The following is a 15,771-nucleotide window of genomic DNA, read 5'->3' as shown; positions in this document are numbered from 1 at the left end:
TCTATCGTCTCAAATTCAGTGCTTGCCCAGCCCATCGGTTTCTTTCAACTTTTCTTGGGAGGAATTTTGCAGGGAATTGTGTATAACGAAATGGCCCTAACCCAGCTACAGCGGACCGTTACAGCGGACCGCTACGCGCCCTCTGAACTCACACGTTAGAACAGTTCTAGCGGACAATTCAACCTCCAGGAGCCCCGGCCCCATCCCTGGCCGGGAAGCACATTAATCCTATCGAGCGGGAGAACTTGCGTGGCCCAACAGCAACCCTCATTCGACGCAGAGAAGTACAAGAACGCGCAACGGGAGCAATGGAACAAGGACGGCGCCGCTTGGCGACGCTGGAATCCCACTTTGGACCGTTGGTATGGCGGAGCGACCCGCCAGATGCTCGATCTGGCGCGCATTCGCCCAGGTCAGCGCATCCTGGACATCGCCGCCGGCGCAGGTGAACCGGCCGTCAGTGCCGCCGAACGCGTTGGCCCCGAAGGCTACGTGCTGGCGACCGACATATCGGAAGGCATCGTCGAACTTGCGCTACAGGTCGCCCGTAAAAAGGGACTTGAACAAATCGAGACCCGCGCAATGGACGGCGAGAAACTGGATCTCCCCGATGCCTCCTTTGATGCCGTTCTGTGTCGGCTTGGTCTGATGTACATGCCGCACCCGGTAACAGCACTACGCGAGTGGCGCCGCGCCTTGAAAACGGGGGGCCGGGTCGCAGTCCTTGTCTTTTCCACGCCCGATCGAAACCCTTGGGGGGCCTTGCCAGCTTCCATCATCCGTCAGCGCGCCCAACTCTGCGCCCCCGCTCCGGGGCAACCCGGGCCATTCGGTCTTGGCAGCCCCGGAATGCTCCAGGATCTATTCAGCCAGGCCGGTTTTGCCGACGGCGAGGTTCACGCCGTGCCGGTCCCCCACAGAGCGACCAGCGCCGCCGAATACGTGCGGGTCGCCCGCGAAGCCTTCGGTGCATTCAATGCCATGATGGCCAAGCTGCCTCCTGCAGAACGCAACTCCGTGTGGAACGAAGTGGAAAGCTCAATGCGCAACTTCGAATCGCCGGATGGTTTTGAGGTGCCGGGCGAATGCCTTATCGGTGCAGCAACGAAATGAACGTACGCAACTGCTTGTACGGCGATCCCGGTCACGGGTCCTTGCTACCGGTGCGCCGGCCAGGCGCGTGAAAGACGACGACTTCACCGGCCTTGCAGCGTCCGGTCGCAAAGATTGATGTAAGCAATGGCAGCAGTAGTGATCTTGCTGTTCTGGTCTACCTTCTCTAAAGCTGGCGACTCGAAATCCCTAAGTTTGCTTGTGGTGCTGCCACTGGTAAATTTGATCCTGTTGTATTTCCTTGCCTTTTCTCAGTGGCCGAGCCAAAGAGGTATCAACACATGGAAGCAAATCCGTCGAAAACCCGCTGTCTGCGCCAGCAGTAGGCGATTTCACTCAGGCATTGGATTTTGTAAAGTCAACCACGCAAAAATTCATGCCAAAAGTGCCGCTAACGCAAGTCCTGCCTGTGCTTACAGCTATGCTTTTCGTAGTAGCGGTGATTGCGCGCTTGCCGCTGGGTCGTGTTTTCAGCCGTACAGGTTTTGATACCAAGGTCCTAACCGGGCGTTACATTGGGGTTGATTCGCCACCCACTGAACTCATACATCAGGCCGCTAAACTAGTGTTCCAGCCAGTCACACCGGAGGTTTCCATGCCCTACCCGACCAAGACTCTTGCGTTCATCGTTGTGCTGTTCATGAGCGCTCTCGCGAACGCTCAACCACAAGGGACTGCCAAGCCTGAGTTGGTCCTGAGTGAGGTGGTCTCCGGCATGCCGACACTGGAACGCCAGGCCGTGCGGGTATTGACTGCGAACTTCAAGCCAGGCGATCAGACGGTATTTCATACACATCGCTCACCGGTCACCGTCTACATCCTGGAGGGCGCATTCACGCTGGAGCTGGAAGGCCGCCCCCCGGTCATCGTGAAGGCCGGCCAGGCTTTCGTCGAGCCCCCAAACGTCAAGATGACTGGGTATAACCGCAGCAATACCGAACCTCTTCGTTTGGTCATCTTCTACGTCAGCGATCCAGATACTCCGTTCCTGGACGTATTGCACTAGCGCAGGCTCGGCCGGCGCTTACAGCTATGCTTTTAATAGTAAAGTGCCTGGCATATTTCACCTTGGCACAGTACCGGCCACGCCAGTCCTGGCTGCAGTTTCATGACCCGCAGGGCGCATCCTGAAAAAAATGACGTTCACGCCATCGTCATGACATTGACGCTGTACACGCCGCGCAAGCTATTCACACAAATCAGCATGCGCCGCATGCGCCGAAAAAGAGATCATGGGATGATGTGAAACTACCAATATGAAGCCTGACACCATGTCTGAAATCCTGACATTGAACTCTCTCCCGCTCTTTCCCCTGGGCACCGTGCTTTACCCGGGCGGTTTGCTGCCGCTGCAGATTTTCGAGGTCCGTTACCTCGACATGATTGGCAAATGCCACAAGACCGGCGCGCCGTTTGGCGTTGTTTCGCTGACGCAAGGCTCGGAAGTGCGAAAACGTGCTAACGCCAGTGTCAAAAATGAAGCGCCTAACGGTGACGCTTTTGCCAACGAGGCGTTTAACACGGTCGGCACGCTGGCCAGGATCATCGAATTCTCGGTGCCGCAGGCGGGACTGATGGTGGTGCAATGCCAGGGAATTCACCGCTTCACCATCACCCGCCGGGAAAAGCTGATACATGGCCTTTGGATTGCCGATGTGGTCCGCATGGAAGACGACCTGCCGGTCAAGATTCCACACGATCTGCAAAAAGCCGCCGATGCGCTGGGCAAGCTGATCAAGGGGCTGCTGAATGGCGACACGCCGCCCGATAAGATGCCCATGTTCGCGCCCTACCATCTCGACGACTGCAGCTGGGTGGCCAACCGCTGGTGCGAGTTGCTGCCCATCCCGCTGACCGTCAAGCAGCAGCTGATGGAACTGGACAATCCGCTGCTCAGGCTGGAACTGGTCTGCGACATCCTGGAACGCAGCGGCATTTCACGCTGATTTTCTGCAAGCGCAGCCCGGGATTGCGCGCAAAGAAAGCTCCAGGGCCGATGGCGCGTCAAAACGCGTCCTTAAAAAACTAAAATCATCGATTCGGCGTTTCATGCTCCCTTCACGGGTGGCACGGCGCCCGACGTTTTCAGCATCCTTTCTTTCCGGAACACCGATCTATGTCCAGCCACCCGACTTCTCCCGCCACCGTCAGCACCGCCCCCGTCCACCACGACGAAAACCAGCTCATGGTCGAGCGCCGGGAAAAGCTTGCCGTGCTGCGCCAGCACCAGGCCGATGGCCGGGGCGTGGCCTTTCCCAACGACATCAAGCCGGAACACCGCGCCGAAGCGCTGTTTGCGCAGTACAGCCACCTGAGCAATGAAGAGCTGGAACCGATGGCGGTGAAGGTGAGTGTGGCCGGCCGCATGATGCTCAAGCGCGTGATGGGTAAGGCCAGCTTTGCGACGCTTCAGGATGCCTCGTTCGGCCCCACGGGCGGCCGCATCCAGCTCTACATCAACAATGCCGGCGTGGGCGAGGAAGTCCACGCGGCCTTCAAGCACTGGGATCTGGGCGACATCGTGGCGGCAACCGGAACGCTCTTCAGGACCAAGACCGGCGAGTTGTCGATTCATGCCGACAGCATCCGGCTGGTCACCAAGAGCCTGCGCCCGCTGCCCGACAAGTTCCACGGCATGGCCGACCAGGAGGTCAAGTACCGCCAGCGCTATGTCGATCTGATCATGGACGAGGAAGCGCGCAAGCGTTTCATGGCGCGCAGCAAGGCGGTCAGCGGCATTCGCGACTTCATGGTGTCGCATGATTTCCTGGAAGTCGAAACGCCGATGCTGCACCCGATTCCGGGCGGCGCCAATGCCAAGCCGTTCAAGACGCACCACAACGCGCTGGACCAGGAAATGTTCCTGCGCATTGCGCCCGAGCTGTACCTGAAGCGGCTGATCGTCGGCGGTTTCGAGCGGGTGTTCGAGATCAACCGCAGCTACCGCAACGAGGGCATCAGCGTTCGCCACAACCCCGAGTTCACCATGATGGAGTTCTATGCGGCGTGGTGGAACTACACCGATTTGATGGCCTTCACCGAAGACCTGATCCGCGACATTGCGCAGAAAGTCTGCGGCTCCCTGCAGCTGAGCTACGCCGGCAAGCCGGTCGATCTGAGCCAGCCGTTTGAACGCCTGACGATTCGCGAAGCCATCCTCAAGCACACCGATGCAAGCGACAACGTGGACAACGCCGAATGGCTGACCAACGCGCTGAAAAAACTCGGCTTGAGTGAAGCCAAGAACCGCCTGGCCGGCCGCTCGCTGGCCAGCCTGCAGGTGATGTATTTTGAGGAAACGGTGGAAGACAAGCTCTGGCAGCCGACCTTCATCATGGAGCATCCGACCGAAATCTCGCCGCTGGCCCGGGCCAACGACGAGCGGCCGGAAGTCACCGAGCGCTTCGAGCTGTACATCACCGGCCGCGAATTCGGCAACGGCTTCAGCGAGCTGAACGATGCCGAGGAACAGGCCGCGCGTTTCAATGCGCAGGTCGATGCCAAGGACAGCGGCGACGATGAAGCCATGTTCTACGACCACGACTTCATCCGCGCGCTGGAATACGGCATGCCGCCGACCGGCGGCTGCGGCATCGGCATTGACCGGCTGATGATGCTGCTGACCGACAGCCCGAGCATTCGCGACGTGATCCTGTTCCCGGCGCTGCGCCGCGAAGCTTGACGCACAAGCGCTTTAATGGGCGATTTTTGCTAGCTAATTAATAGCTGGAAGCGCTTATGCAGCGTGCGCAACAGGCCTTTTCAGCATTGAAAAGGCCTTTTTTTCGCCAGAGTGACTCCGGTTTAACAGAACTGGACGCGCTGCTTTTTCAGTTCAAAACAGGCTGCTTTCTTTCCGGCGCGGCCGTCGCCCGTTCCACCGGCAGGCGCAGGTCGTCCAGGTAGTCGCGCGCAATATCGACGCTGCATTCGACGCCCAGCATGGCGTAGCGCCGGGCCAGCCATTGGCCCGCGCACAGCCTGCCCAGATCGCGCAAGCCATGAATCAGGCCGGCGTCGGTTGACGCCTTGGTCGAGGCGCTGTAGCCGTCCAGCACTTCACCGCCGTCGATGCGGTGCATCAGCACGTCCTTGTACTGCGATGCTTCGAGCTTGCCTTCGGCCAGCAGGCGCTTGACGAAATCGATGGCGCGCATCTCGGCGACCAGCCCCGCATTGAAGGTGATTTCATTGAGCCGATCGGCAATTTCGCCCGGCTGGGTCGGCAGCTTGTCGCGCCGGATCGGGTTGATCTGGACCAGCATGATGTCGCGGCTCTGGCATTCGTAGAGCAGCGGGTGCAGCGCCGGGTTGCCGGTGTAGCCGCCGTCCCAGAAATGATCGCCTTCAATCTCGACCGCCCGGAACACCATCGGCAGGCAGGCCGACGCCATGACCGCGTCAGCCGTCAGCCGTTGGCCTGAAAACACTTCAGCCTTGCCGGTGCTGACGCGCGTGGCCACCACGAACACCTTCGGCGTTGCCGGGAAAGGATGCGCAGCCAGCCGCTCGAAATCGACCTGGGACGCCAGAAAATCCTTCAGCGGGTTGATGTCAAACGGGTTGCTCTGGTACGGCGACACGCTGCCTGACCAGTAGCGGGTGAGTTCATCGGTCCAGCGAGAAGCCGACCAGATGCCGCCGCCCAGTTGGCCCAGCAGGATGTTGAAAGGCGCGCGCTGCCACAGCGACAGCGACTTGGACAGGGAAGACGACACGGCGCTCAAGTCAACAATGCCGTTCCAGAAAGTTGCCAGCGCCTGCCGGGCCGCTTCATGCCGTGCGACCCGGGACTGGCCAGGGGCGCTGGCCAGCCCATGCGCCAGCACCACGGCGTTCATGGCGCCGGCGCTGGTGCCGCTGATGCCCTCAATGTCAATGCGGCCGTCTTCCAGCAGCGCGTCCAGCACGCCCCAGGTGAAGGCGCCGTGCGATCCGCCGCCCTGCAGCGCCAAGTTGACCAAGGGGTGACCGCTGGCAGGAAGAAGGGGTAAGGCACCGTTGGAAATTTTCATCTTCCGAGGGTACCAAACCGCAAGGGCCACCATTCCCTGCTCAACTTAAGCCGGCGCTGCGCGGAATCGGATGTGGCGCGCTACGGAGCCGCAAGCACCGCCACGCGACCAGGGCTCATCATGCTGGTGCGCACATCCACATCCACATCAGCCCTGCCACCACTTCTGCCAGACCTGGTTGTCGGTGCCGCGAACAAACACATGCTCGTGGTTCGGGCCCATCGAGCCCAGCGCCGGTTCGGAGGCCAGCACGCCGCCGTCATTGTGACGGCCCCAGTCGTGCCAGGCGTTGTTGAACCAGGCTTTTTGCCAGAGCGCGTTGTCGGCGCCGCGAACATAAATGTTGCAGACCGTGCCGTTGCGCGAGATGACCGATGGCGCACCGATGAAGCCGCCCGGAGGCGTGCCCAGGGCCACCCAGCCCGACCAGCCACCCGCGCCTGTCCACCACTTCTGCCAGACCTGGTTGTCGGTGCCGCGAACAAACACATGCTCGTGGTCAGGCCCCATCGAGCCCAGCGCCGGCTTGGAAGCCAGCACGCCGCCGTCGCTGTGGCGGCTCCAGTCATGCCAGGCGTTGTTGAACCAGGCCTTTTGCCAGAGCGCGTTGTCGGCGCCGCGAACGTAAATATTGCATACCGTGCCGTTGCGCGAGATGACCGCCGGCGCGCCGGTAAAGCCCACCGCAGGCGCGCCTAGCGCGAACCAGCCCGACCAGCCGCTCTCGGCTTTCCAGAACTTCTGCCAGACCTGGTTGTCGGTGCCGCGAACGAACACATGCTCGTGGTTCGGCCCCATCGAGCCCAGCGCCGGCTCGGAGGCCAGCACACCGCCGTCGTTGTGGCGCCCCCAGTCGTGCCAGGCGTTGTTGAACCAGGCTTTTTGCCAGAGCGCGTTGTCGGCGCCGCGAGCGTAGATGTTGCAGACCGTGCCGTTGCGCGAGACGACCGCCGGCGCGCCGGTAAAGCCCACTGCAGGCGCGCCTAGCGCCACCCATCCCGACCAGCCAACCTGACGCGGAAACAGGCGATCGTCCCAGCCGATCTGCTTTCGGCTGAAGGTGCACATTTCCAGGGTGTTGGCGTTCATCAGGCAAGCCAGCTGGGTCCCCGGCGGAAAACAGTTGACGCAGTTGCTGTTGGGCACGGCCAGGTGGCCACTGGTGGTGCCGCAGCTGCACGAGCCGTACTCGTCGGCAGCGCCGAAAATATGGCACGACTCATGGGCGAACACCCGGTTGATGTTGTCGGGTCCCCAGCCGTCGTTGGCATAGTTCATCACCACCTTCTCCACGATGGCGTAGGCAAAATGGTTCAGCGGGTATTTGGTGAAAAAGGCCACGTAGGCCCAGTCGGTGTGCCGGCTGGCACGCAGGTCGCTGGCGTATTTCTGGTAGCCGGGCCGACCGGCGGCATAGCCCATGCTTGCCAGGGCGGCATCGCGCCAGTCGCGCTCGTAGCTCTCATAGGCATCGGCAACGCCGGCATAGGGACCGGGCGCGGACGACACGGTGACCGTGCGAATGTCGTACACAAAAGATATCCGTGCCCGTGGCTCGACGCCGGCCAGCCAGCCCAGCCCCTCCTGCACTTCCTGGATGATCTTGACCCGTTCGGCACTGCTCAGGACTTCCGCGCCGGTGTTGCGCGACACCAGCACGACGCCGACTGCCACCGAACCGATCAGGTAGCGGCTGGTCGGCGTGCCGGTCGATTCGGACGGGACTTCGGGTGCGCCGGCCGCGCGCGTCCTGACTTCAAGCGTTTCCAGTTCGCGCGGCGGCTCATAACCCGGGGTATCCCAGCTCAAGTCCTCGGTCGCCGACCGGGCCTGGCCGGCACGGGCGCTTCTGGCCTGGACGCCGTTGGTCCACGCATCAACGGCCAGTTGCGAGGCCTCGTCAAGCGGCTGGGTCGGCTGGTCCGTCGATGCGGTCATTGCCGCTTCATCGACGGCATCCGGAAGTTCGGCCACAAAGACTGTCGGGCTGAACTGCTGGGTGATACGGCCGCCCCATCGCGCGACCTCTTCGCTGGCTGCGGCCATGGTGTGGGTAAATCGCAAGACATTTTTTGCCATGATGCTTCCCCTCAAACAAGCTTGTCGACCTGCAAGCACTTGCGCTTGCAGGCGCTTTTCAGTTCGCCGGGCATTGAGACCAAGGCCGTCCTGATGCGAACCGGCTTGCGATTGTTCTCGCCTGCCGCATCTACATCCATGAGAATTACTTTTCAATACACAAACAATGCGCACGGAGCGGGCCGGTGTTGCGGCTTTCGTCAAACCGGTCCGGCCGCCATCTGATCAGTGGCCTGCCGGTTTACGCTACCATCCGGCAGCATTCCACAACTGCCATTTTTAGAATGAAAACAGCCGCTTGCGCTTTATCCATAAGCACTTTCAGCTACAAAAAGAATAGTGAATTCCATGAAATACCTTGCCGGCTATCCGGAAAGCCTTCAGACGCAGGTTCAGCAGTTGCTGGCCAAAGGCAGCCTCGGCGACACGCTGCTGGCCAAATACCGCCATGCCCACGCGGTACGCACCGACAAGGCCTTGTATGACTACGTCATGGCGCTGAAAAATGAGTTTTTGCGCAATTCGGAGCCGCTGTCCAAGGTGGCGTTCGACAGCAAGCTGCAAATCATCACCCACGCGCTGGGCACGCACACGACGATTTCGCGGGTGCAGGGCAACAAGCTCAAGTCCAAGCGCGAAATCCGGGTGGCATCGCTATTCAAGGAAGTGCCGGTCGAGTTCTTGAAAATGATCGCGGTGCATGAACTGGCGCACATCAAGGAAAAAGGCCATGACAAGGCCTTCTACCAGCTCTGCACCTACATGGAGCCGCTCTATCACCAGTACGAGTTCGACCTGCGCGTGTACCTGACGCACATCGACGCGGCGGGCAAGCTGGAATGGCCGGCCATGACCTGAAGCGCTTTAGGGAATCAGGCCCAGCGCATGCATATAGGCCGGATGCACCATGAGTTCGTCCCACTCCAGCGCCGGCGTCTGCGGCAGCAGGGCCTCGCGGCGCAACTCGCTGGCCTCCAGCGCTTCCCATCGGCCTTTTAGAAGCGCCTCGGCCATGCCATCGAGCAATTCATCGACCGGCTTGCCCTCGCCTGCCGACTGGTTGCACAGCAGCACCATGTCACATCCGGCGTTCAGCGCGGCGATGGCGGCCTCGGTGTAGCTCACTTCCACACCATCGATCAGCCGGGCGCCGGCCATGCTCAGGTCGTCGCTGAAAATCGCGCCGCCAAAACCGAGCTGGCTGCGCAGGATGAAGTTCAGCCATTTGCTGGAAAAACCGGCCGGCCGGGCATCGACCTTGGGATAGATCACATGCGCCGGCATCACGCTCGACAGCGTGGTGTTGAGCCATTCATAGGGCGCGGCATCGTCCTTCAAGATGGCTTTGAGGGTGCGCGTGTCCACCGGAATGTCGGTGTGCGAATCGGCCTTGACGAAGCCATGGCCGGGAAAATGCTTGCCGCAGTTGGCCATGCCGCTTTGCAGCAGGCCGTGCATCAGGCTTTTGGCCAGCAGGCTGACGACGCGCGGGTCGCGGCCAAAGGCGCGGTCGCCAATCACGCCGCTCTCGCCCCAGTCCAGATCGAGTACCGGCGTGAAGCTGAAATCGACGCCGCAGGCGCGCAGTTCGGCGCCCAGCACATAGCCGCAGGCGGTGGCGGCGTTGGTGGCGGCCAGTTGGTCACGCATCCACTGCGCGCCCAATGCACGCATCGGCGGCAAATGCGTCAGGCCGTCGGTACGAAAGCGCTGCACCCGGCCGCCTTCGTGGTCCACGCAGATCAGCAGGTCGTCGCGCAGGTCCTTGATCTCGGCGCACAGCTTGCCAAGCTGCTGGCGGTCTTTCCAGTTGCGGGCGAACAGGATGATGCCGCCGGTCAGCGGATGCTTCAGGCGGCGGCGGTCGTCCTTGCCCAGTTTGAGGCCGGCGATGTCGATGATGAGTGGGGCGTGCTGGGTCATGGAAGTATTTTCAGGATCACTATTAAATTCATAGCTGCTTGCGCAGTCGGGGCGTGCGGAAAAACTATTTTTTCTCTACTACGCAAAAACTGGCGGCATAGTCGGTTTCGTCGGTCACGGTGATATGGGCTGTCAGTTCGCGCGCATCAAACCAGTCCTTGAGCGCGGCATGCAGCACGATCTCGGGCTTGCCGCTGCTCATCTTGGCGATTTCGCAATGCTGCCAGGTCATGGGCATGCGCATCCCCAGGCCAATCGCCTTGCTGAAGGCTTCCTTGGCGGAAAAGCGGGTGGCCAGGTAGCTCACACCCCGGTCGGGCCAGCGGGCGCTACGCTCTGTCCAGGTCGCCAGTTCGCCGTCGCTCAGGATTCTTTGGGCAAAGCGTTCGCCGTGGCGCGCCAGGCTGGCGCGGATGCGGCGGATGTCGCAGATGTCGGTGCCTATGCCGTAGATCATCAGGCCACGGCGGCGGGCGCAAACGCCTCGTTGATGCAGCGCAGGTACTCCTTGACCGTGGCCGCGTAACCCAGTTCCAGCGCGTCGGCAATCAGCGCATGGCCGATGGAGACTTCAAGCACACCGGGAACCGCGCGCAGGAATTCAGCCAGGTTGTCACGGTTCAGGTCGTGTCCGGCATTCACTCCCAGATTGATAGCTATCGCTGCCCGCGCCGTCTGCGCAAAGTGGTCTAAAGCCTTGTTTTTTTCAGGGCCGGACCATTTGCGGGCATAGCTTTCGGTGTACAGCTCGACCCGGTCGGCGCCGATGGCTTTGGCGGCGGCCATGGTCTCGGGAATCGGGTCCATGAACAGGCTGACCCGAACGCCGCGCGCATGCGCATATTCGATGTGCGGCCGCAGACGTTCGGCATCCTGCGGAAAACTCCAGCCATGGTCGCTGGTGAACTGGTCTTCGCTGTCGGGCACGAAGGTGCACTGGTGCAGTGGCAGGCCCCGGGCCGACAGGTCACGCACAAAATGCATCAGGTTTTGCAGCGGATTGCCTTCGATGTTGAACTCGCAGTGCGGCCAGTCCTTCATCATCGCGGCGATTTCATAGACATCGTCGGCGCGGACATGGCGCTCGTCGGGCCGGGGATGCACCGTGATGCCGTGCGCGCCGGCCTGCAGGCACAACTCGGCGGCGCGCAGCACGCTGGGAATGTCCAGGTGCCGGGTATTTCGAAGCAGCGCCACCTTGTTGACATTGACCGACAGCACGGTTTTCAGGGTGCCGGGCGGATGGGGCAGGTGCGAACGGGGGCCGGAATGGAATAAGGCGATCATGGCGACATCAATCGAATAAATCGTTAAAGGGCTTGCAGGTCCATCATCATCTGCCGGGTTTTCAAAACCCTGACGCCGCAATGGTAGTGCAGCAAGGCGCGCAGCTGTATTTTGAGTTCATTGGCGGCTGGCACGCAGGCCCGCAGCGTGTCGGAAAACAGTCCCTTGTTGCCAAGGGACTGCTGCAGCGCCTGCCAGTGTTCGCCGATCAGGCTGAAACGGTCATCGTCATGGGCGGGCCGCAGGCCGGCTTCGGCAACCAGCACGTAACGCTGCTGCGCGGCCAGCGGCGCCAGCGTCGCGGTTTCCACGTCCAGCCGGGGCAGCAAGCCAATGCCCTGCAGCAGGCGCAGCTCGAAGGCGCGCAGTGCCAGCTGAAGCGTGTCGGCATTCTGGCTGGCGAGCAGCTGGACCGTGGCGGCATAGGCGTCAAACAGCAGCGGATGCGGGTCGTCCCTGGCCAGCAGGCGCATCAGCAATTCATTGAGGTAGTAGCCCGAGAGCAGCGCATCACCGCTGGGCATGACATGGCCGCCCTGCCATTCGGCGCTCTTGAGGTTGCGGATTTCCGCATCGCCGCCAAAGGCGACATGCAGCGGCTGCAGCGGCAGCAGGATAGGCCGGAAGCTGGAACTGGGCTTCTTGGCGCCCCGCGCCACCAGCGCCACCCGACCGTAATGACGTGTGAACACGTCCAGGATCAGGCTGGATTCGCTCCAGTCGTAACGGTGCAGCACATAGGCGGGCTCGTTACTGATGCGTTGGGTGGCCAAGGTGGAGGTGTCAGGTCAAGCGATCACGTAGAAGTGGCAAGCAGGGTCTGCGTTTTCCCAAGCAGGGGCCGCGCAACCGGCTCTGCCGGGCCGCAGGCGCAGCGACCCCCTCGGGGGGCAGGGAGCCACACGCAGTGGGCGACCGTGGGGGTACATCTTCCCAAGCAGGGGCCGCGGAACCGGCTCTGCCGGGCCGCAGGCGCAGCGACCCCCTCGGGGGGCAGGGAGCCACACGCAGTGGGCGACCGTGGGAGTACATCTTCCTAAGCAGGGGCCGCGGAACCGGCTCTGCCGGGCCGCAGGCGCAGCGGCCCCCTCGGGGGGCAGGGAGCCACACGCAGTGGGCGACCGTGGGGGCTCTATTCATAGCCGAAGGTCTTGACTCTGGCCTCGTCGTCGGCCCAGCCTGATCGGACCTTGACCCAGATCTCCAGGAACACCTTGCCGCCGGTCAGGGCTTCGAGTTCATGCCGCGCCTCGGTGCCGATGCGCTTGAGCTTTTCGCCCTTCTCGCCAATGATCATGCCCTTGTGGCCGTCGCGCTCGACGACGATGGTCGCGGCAATCTTGCGCAGATTGCCCTCTTCCTCATACTGGTCGATGATGACGGTCGAGGTGTAGGGCAATTCGTCACCGGTCAGGCGAAACAGCTTTTCGCGGATGATCTCGGCGGCCATGAAGCGGTCGCTGCGGTCGGTCAGTTCGTCGGCGCCATACATCCACGGCTGCACCGGCAGGTATTTTTCGCAAATCCCGAACAGACGCTCGACATCCTTGGCATTGTTGGCCGACATCGGCACGAATTCGGCAAAGTTGTGCCGCTCCTGCATGGCGCGCAGCCAGGGCGCGATTTCGGCACGGCGGTGGATCAGGTCGAACTTGTTGGCCAGCAAAATCGCCGGTGTTTTCTCGGGCAGCAGCGCCAGCACCTTGGCATCGGCCAGGTTGAACTGGCCGGCTTCCACCACGAAAACGATCAGGTCCACGTCATTGACGGCGCCGACCACGGTGCGGTTCAGCGAACGATTCAGCGCATTGCCGTGCCGCGTCTGAAAGCCAGGCGTATCGACAAACACAAACTGCGTCGCGGCGCGCGTGCGCATGCCGGTGATGCGGTGGCGCGTGGTCTGCGCCTTGCGCGAGGTAATGCTGACCTTCTGGCCGACCAGCGCATTGAGCAGCGTGGACTTGCCGACGTTGGGCTTGCCGACGATGGCAATCAGGCCGCAGCGCTGCTCGCCCACAGGCGCAAGGCTGGGCGCGGCGCTGTCGGCCGGCACGGCCGCGCCACGCGAGGCCGTCGCCTGTGCGAGCATGGCGTCAATGGCGTCCTGGCTCTGCGCCGGCTCCAGCGATGCGGGGGGCGCCGCCGTTTGCCCTGCCAGGGGCAAGGTGTCGGCAGGTGGGCTGGTTTCTTTTTTTCCGGTACTCATCATCAATTCAATCGTGTTGGGTGGCCAGCCAGAGGCGGCGTTGGCAAAAAGGCCGTCAAGCGGCCAGGGTCTTGACGTAAAGCAGCATGGCGCTGGCGGCGGCCTGTTCGCCAGCGCGCCGCGAAATACCGGTGCCGCGTTCAGCGCGGCCGAATTCGGTGATTTCGCATTCCACTTCAAAGGTCTGCTGATGCGCCGCACCCTGAGTGCCGACCACCTTGTAGGCTGGAAGTCGCATTTTGCGCCCCTGAAGCCACTCCTGCAATTCGGTTTTCGGGTCCTTGCCAATGGCTTTCATTTGGGGGTTCACCTGGACATCCTTGAACAGGCGGCGCACCAGCTGGTCGGCCTTGTCGTAACCGGCATCGAGGTAGACCGCGCCGATCACGGCTTCCAGCGCATCGGCAAGCATGGACGGCCGGTTTTTTCCGCCGGAGCGAGCTTCGCCCTCGCCCAGCCGCAGCAGGTCGGGCAAGCCCAGCACCACGGCCAGATGGTGCAGCGTGTCCTGCTTGACGAGGTTGGCCCGGACGCGCGAAAGATCACCTTCGGGGAGTTCGCTCAACTGCTCGTACAGGAAGCCGGCCACGGCCAGGTTCAGCACGGAATCGCCGAGGAATTCGACACGTTCGTTATGGTCAGACGAAAAGCTGCGGTGCGTCAGCGCCTGGGCAAGCAGCTTGGGATTGGCGAATTCATGCTGCAGGCGCTTTTGCAGGGCCTGCAGGGCAGGACTGGAGAGGGAAGCCGTGCGCACTTTATTTGGATCGCCCGCTGTACTTCAGCAGCAGGTAGGCGGGTCCGGCCATGTGGATTTCACGCGTATAGGCAAAAGCCACCACCGTCTTGTCGCCCTCTTTCGTCACATCCAGGTCTTTGCCGGAAATTGAATGAATGTCGTCGATCTGCCCGGCCTTGTCGAAGATCGCCCTGACTTCGGGTACCGTGCTGCCTGCCGTGGCCTTGGTCGCGGCCTTGGTGATGGCCTGGAATTCGATCAGCGTCGGCAGCACCTGAGCACCCAGTACAAAGGCGCACGCCGCGATGGCGCCGACAAACAGGATGCCGATGAAGGAAATACCACGTTGCTTGTGTTTCATTGATGCGGGTTCCAGGGGAAATTCATGAAGAAAAGATTTTTCCGGCGATGAAGGTGCCAGCGGTTTTGCGCTTAATCAAAGGAACCGATGCGCTTGAGATTGCCAAAGTTCATCCAGACAAAAAATGCCTTGCCGACAATGTTCTGCTCGGGAACAAAGCCCCAGTAACGCGAATCGAGCGAATTGTCGCGGTTGTCGCCCATCATGAAATAGTGACCTTCAGGCACCTTGCACACCACGCCTTCGGTGCTGTAACGGCAGTTGTCCCTGTAGGGGAAATTGTCGGCACCAGCAATGAAGGACGGACGGTCGTCATCATTCAGCAGCCGGTATTTGCGCTCGCCGTTGGTTTCCTCGAACTGCTTGGCATAGCGCATCGAATCGGCATCGAAAAAATCCGGGAGCGCCACTTTGGGCAGCGGCTTGCCATTGATGGTGAGCTTCTTGTTCAGGTAGGCCACCTCGTCGCCGGGAATGCCGACCACGCGCTTGATGTAGTCCAGGCTGGGCTTGGGCGGATAGCGAAACACCATCACATCGCCGCGCTCGGGGCTGTGGTTGTCCAGTATCTTGCGGTTGATGACCGGAAGGCGTACGCCGTAATGGAATTTGTTCACCAGGATCAGGTCGTTGACCAGCAGCGTCGGAATCATCGAGCCCGACGGAATCTTGAAGGGCTCGAACAAAAAGGAACGCAGCAGGAAAACGATGATGATCACAGGGAACAGGCCGGCGGTCCAGTCCAGCCACCAGGGCTGCATGATCAGCCGGCTACGGGCTTCGGCGGTGTTGTCATCGACCTGGTTGATGCCCATTTTGGCCAGCTCGGCCTGGCGCTGTACGGCATTCGCATCCAGCGCCGCCACGGCCTTGCGCCGCTGCGGCAGGAAATAAAGCCGCTCGGCCACCCAGTAAATTCCGGTCACGACGGCAGCCAGGAACAGCAGGGCGGAAAAGTTGCCTTCGAGCAGGCCGAAGTACCAGGCGGCGCCGTAGCCGACAAAACCCGCCAACACCACGGCGGTGATGGAACTCATGACGCCGCGCA

At 61.5% G+C, this 15,771-nt stretch carries 16 protein-coding genes; 5 read left to right on the top strand and 11 right to left on the bottom strand.

Features of this window, described 5'->3' with window-relative positions:
• The first annotated feature begins 249 nt into the window (after nucleotides 1–249).
• The 4 genes from GZ092_RS15510 to lysS all read left to right on the top strand — a co-directional run bounded on the left by GZ092_RS15510 (nucleotide 250) and on the right by lysS (nucleotide 4,795).
• Nucleotides 250–1,113, top strand: coding sequence for a class I SAM-dependent methyltransferase (locus GZ092_RS15510; RefSeq protein ID WP_293637706.1), 864 nt, complete (start codon nucleotides 250–252; stop codon nucleotides 1,111–1,113).
• Between the two features lie 241 nt (nucleotides 1,114–1,354).
• Nucleotides 1,355–2,119: a cupin domain-containing protein gene (locus GZ092_RS15505; protein ID WP_293637704.1), complete on the top strand. Its 765-nt coding sequence runs from the start codon at nucleotides 1,355–1,357 to the stop codon at nucleotides 2,117–2,119.
• 265 nt (nucleotides 2,120–2,384) lie between these two features.
• Nucleotides 2,385–3,059 (top strand): LON peptidase substrate-binding domain-containing protein, encoded by a 675-nt coding sequence (locus GZ092_RS15500; protein WP_293637702.1) that lies wholly within the window; start codon nucleotides 2,385–2,387, stop codon nucleotides 3,057–3,059.
• A 170-nt stretch (nucleotides 3,060–3,229) separates the two neighbouring features.
• Nucleotides 3,230–4,795 carry a lysine--tRNA ligase gene (gene lysS / locus GZ092_RS15495; protein ID WP_293637701.1) on the top strand — a complete coding sequence of 522 codons (1,566 nt, stop codon included), beginning with the start codon at nucleotides 3,230–3,232 and terminating at the stop codon, nucleotides 4,793–4,795.
• Between the two features lie 148 nt (nucleotides 4,796–4,943).
• Here the strand turns inward: lysS and GZ092_RS15490 are convergent, their stop codons facing one another.
• From GZ092_RS15490 to GZ092_RS15480, 3 genes are all read right to left on the bottom strand, one after another.
• Nucleotides 4,944–6,128: a patatin-like phospholipase family protein gene (locus tag GZ092_RS15490; RefSeq protein ID WP_293637699.1), complete on the bottom strand. Its 1,185-nt coding sequence runs from the start codon at nucleotides 6,126–6,128 to the stop codon at nucleotides 4,944–4,946.
• 147 nt (nucleotides 6,129–6,275) lie between these two features.
• Entirely contained in the window at nucleotides 6,276–8,207 is a 1,932-nt protein-coding gene (locus GZ092_RS15485) for a hypothetical protein (protein WP_293637697.1), read from the bottom strand.
• Between the two features lie 11 nt (nucleotides 8,208–8,218).
• Complete coding sequence (locus tag GZ092_RS15480; RefSeq protein WP_293637696.1) at nucleotides 8,219–8,347, bottom strand: hypothetical protein; 129 nt, start codon at nucleotides 8,345–8,347, stop codon at nucleotides 8,219–8,221.
• A 208-nt stretch (nucleotides 8,348–8,555) separates the two neighbouring features.
• On the opposite strand from GZ092_RS15480, the gene GZ092_RS15475 reads away from it, so the two are divergent.
• Entirely contained in the window at nucleotides 8,556–9,065 is a 510-nt protein-coding gene (locus tag GZ092_RS15475; RefSeq protein WP_293637695.1) for a YgjP-like metallopeptidase domain-containing protein, read from the top strand.
• 6 nt (nucleotides 9,066–9,071) lie between these two features.
• Here GZ092_RS15475 and nagZ read toward each other — a convergent pair whose 3' ends face one another.
• The 8 genes from nagZ to lepB all read right to left on the bottom strand — a co-directional run bounded on the left by nagZ (nucleotide 9,072) and on the right by lepB (nucleotide 15,760).
• Nucleotides 9,072–10,130 (bottom strand): beta-N-acetylhexosaminidase, encoded by a 1,059-nt coding sequence (gene nagZ, locus GZ092_RS15470; protein ID WP_293637693.1) that lies wholly within the window; start codon nucleotides 10,128–10,130, stop codon nucleotides 9,072–9,074.
• Between the two features lie 64 nt (nucleotides 10,131–10,194).
• Entirely contained in the window at nucleotides 10,195–10,587 is a 393-nt protein-coding gene (gene acpS / locus GZ092_RS15465) for a holo-ACP synthase (RefSeq protein ID WP_293637691.1), read from the bottom strand.
• Entirely contained in the window at nucleotides 10,587–11,417 is an 831-nt protein-coding gene (locus GZ092_RS15460) for a pyridoxine 5'-phosphate synthase (protein ID WP_293637689.1), read from the bottom strand. The genes acpS and GZ092_RS15460 overlap by 1 nt, the downstream gene beginning before the upstream one ends.
• A 23-nt stretch (nucleotides 11,418–11,440) precedes the next feature.
• Entirely contained in the window at nucleotides 11,441–12,190 is a 750-nt protein-coding gene (recO, locus tag GZ092_RS15455) for a DNA repair protein RecO (RefSeq protein ID WP_293637687.1), read from the bottom strand.
• A 359-nt stretch (nucleotides 12,191–12,549) separates the two neighbouring features.
• Nucleotides 12,550–13,506, bottom strand: coding sequence for a GTPase Era (era, locus tag GZ092_RS15450; protein ID WP_293637714.1), 957 nt, complete (start codon nucleotides 13,504–13,506; stop codon nucleotides 12,550–12,552).
• A gap of 172 nt (nucleotides 13,507–13,678) precedes the next feature.
• On the bottom strand, nucleotides 13,679–14,380 hold the full coding sequence (rnc, locus tag GZ092_RS15445; protein WP_293637686.1) for a ribonuclease III: 702 nt from the start codon (nucleotides 14,378–14,380) through the stop codon (nucleotides 13,679–13,681).
• A gap of 1 nt (nucleotide 14,381) precedes the next feature.
• Nucleotides 14,382–14,723 (bottom strand): DUF4845 domain-containing protein, encoded by a 342-nt coding sequence (locus GZ092_RS15440; RefSeq protein ID WP_293637685.1) that lies wholly within the window; start codon nucleotides 14,721–14,723, stop codon nucleotides 14,382–14,384.
• Between the two features lie 71 nt (nucleotides 14,724–14,794).
• On the bottom strand, nucleotides 14,795–15,760 hold the full coding sequence (lepB, locus tag GZ092_RS15435; RefSeq protein WP_293637684.1) for a signal peptidase I: 966 nt from the start codon (nucleotides 15,758–15,760) through the stop codon (nucleotides 14,795–14,797).
• Between the last annotated feature and the right edge of the window lie 11 nt (nucleotides 15,761–15,771).

It is taken from the genome of Polaromonas sp., assembly GCF_010365105.1.
Classification (GTDB): Bacteria; Pseudomonadota; Gammaproteobacteria; order Burkholderiales; family Burkholderiaceae_C; genus Polaromonas.
The sequence above is the reverse complement of the archived record's forward strand: the minus strand, read 5'-3'. Positions and strand labels throughout refer to the sequence as shown.

Bases quoted from the DNA above. Each gene is read 5' to 3' on its own strand.
- GZ092_RS15500 (WP_293637702.1), top strand. From the start codon at position 2,385: ATGTCTGAAATCCTGACATTGAACTCTCTCCCGCTCTTTCCCCTGGGC.
- lysS (WP_293637701.1), top strand. From the start codon at position 3,230: ATGTCCAGCCACCCGACTTCTCCCGCCACCGTCAGCACCGCCCCCGTC.
- GZ092_RS15490 (WP_293637699.1), bottom strand. From the start codon at position 6,128: ATGAAAATTTCCAACGGTGCCTTACCCCTTCTTCCTGCCAGCGGTCAC.
- GZ092_RS15485 (WP_293637697.1), bottom strand. From the start codon at position 8,207: ATGGCAAAAAATGTCTTGCGATTTACCCACACCATGGCCGCAGCCAGC.
- GZ092_RS15480 (WP_293637696.1), bottom strand. From the start codon at position 8,347: ATGGATGTAGATGCGGCAGGCGAGAACAATCGCAAGCCGGTTCGCATC.
- GZ092_RS15475 (WP_293637695.1), top strand. From the start codon at position 8,556: ATGAAATACCTTGCCGGCTATCCGGAAAGCCTTCAGACGCAGGTTCAG.
- nagZ (WP_293637693.1), bottom strand. From the start codon at position 10,130: ATGACCCAGCACGCCCCACTCATCATCGACATCGCCGGCCTCAAACTG.
- acpS (WP_293637691.1), bottom strand. From the start codon at position 10,587: ATGATCTACGGCATAGGCACCGACATCTGCGACATCCGCCGCATCCGC.
- GZ092_RS15460 (WP_293637689.1), bottom strand. From the start codon at position 11,417: ATGATCGCCTTATTCCATTCCGGCCCCCGTTCGCACCTGCCCCATCCG.
- era (WP_293637714.1), bottom strand. From the start codon at position 13,506: ATGCTCGCACAGGCGACGGCCTCGCGTGGCGCGGCCGTGCCGGCCGAC.
- GZ092_RS15440 (WP_293637685.1), bottom strand. From the start codon at position 14,723: ATGAAACACAAGCAACGTGGTATTTCCTTCATCGGCATCCTGTTTGTC.
- lepB (WP_293637684.1), bottom strand. From the start codon at position 15,760: ATGAGTTCCATCACCGCCGTGGTGTTGGCGGGTTTTGTCGGCTACGGC.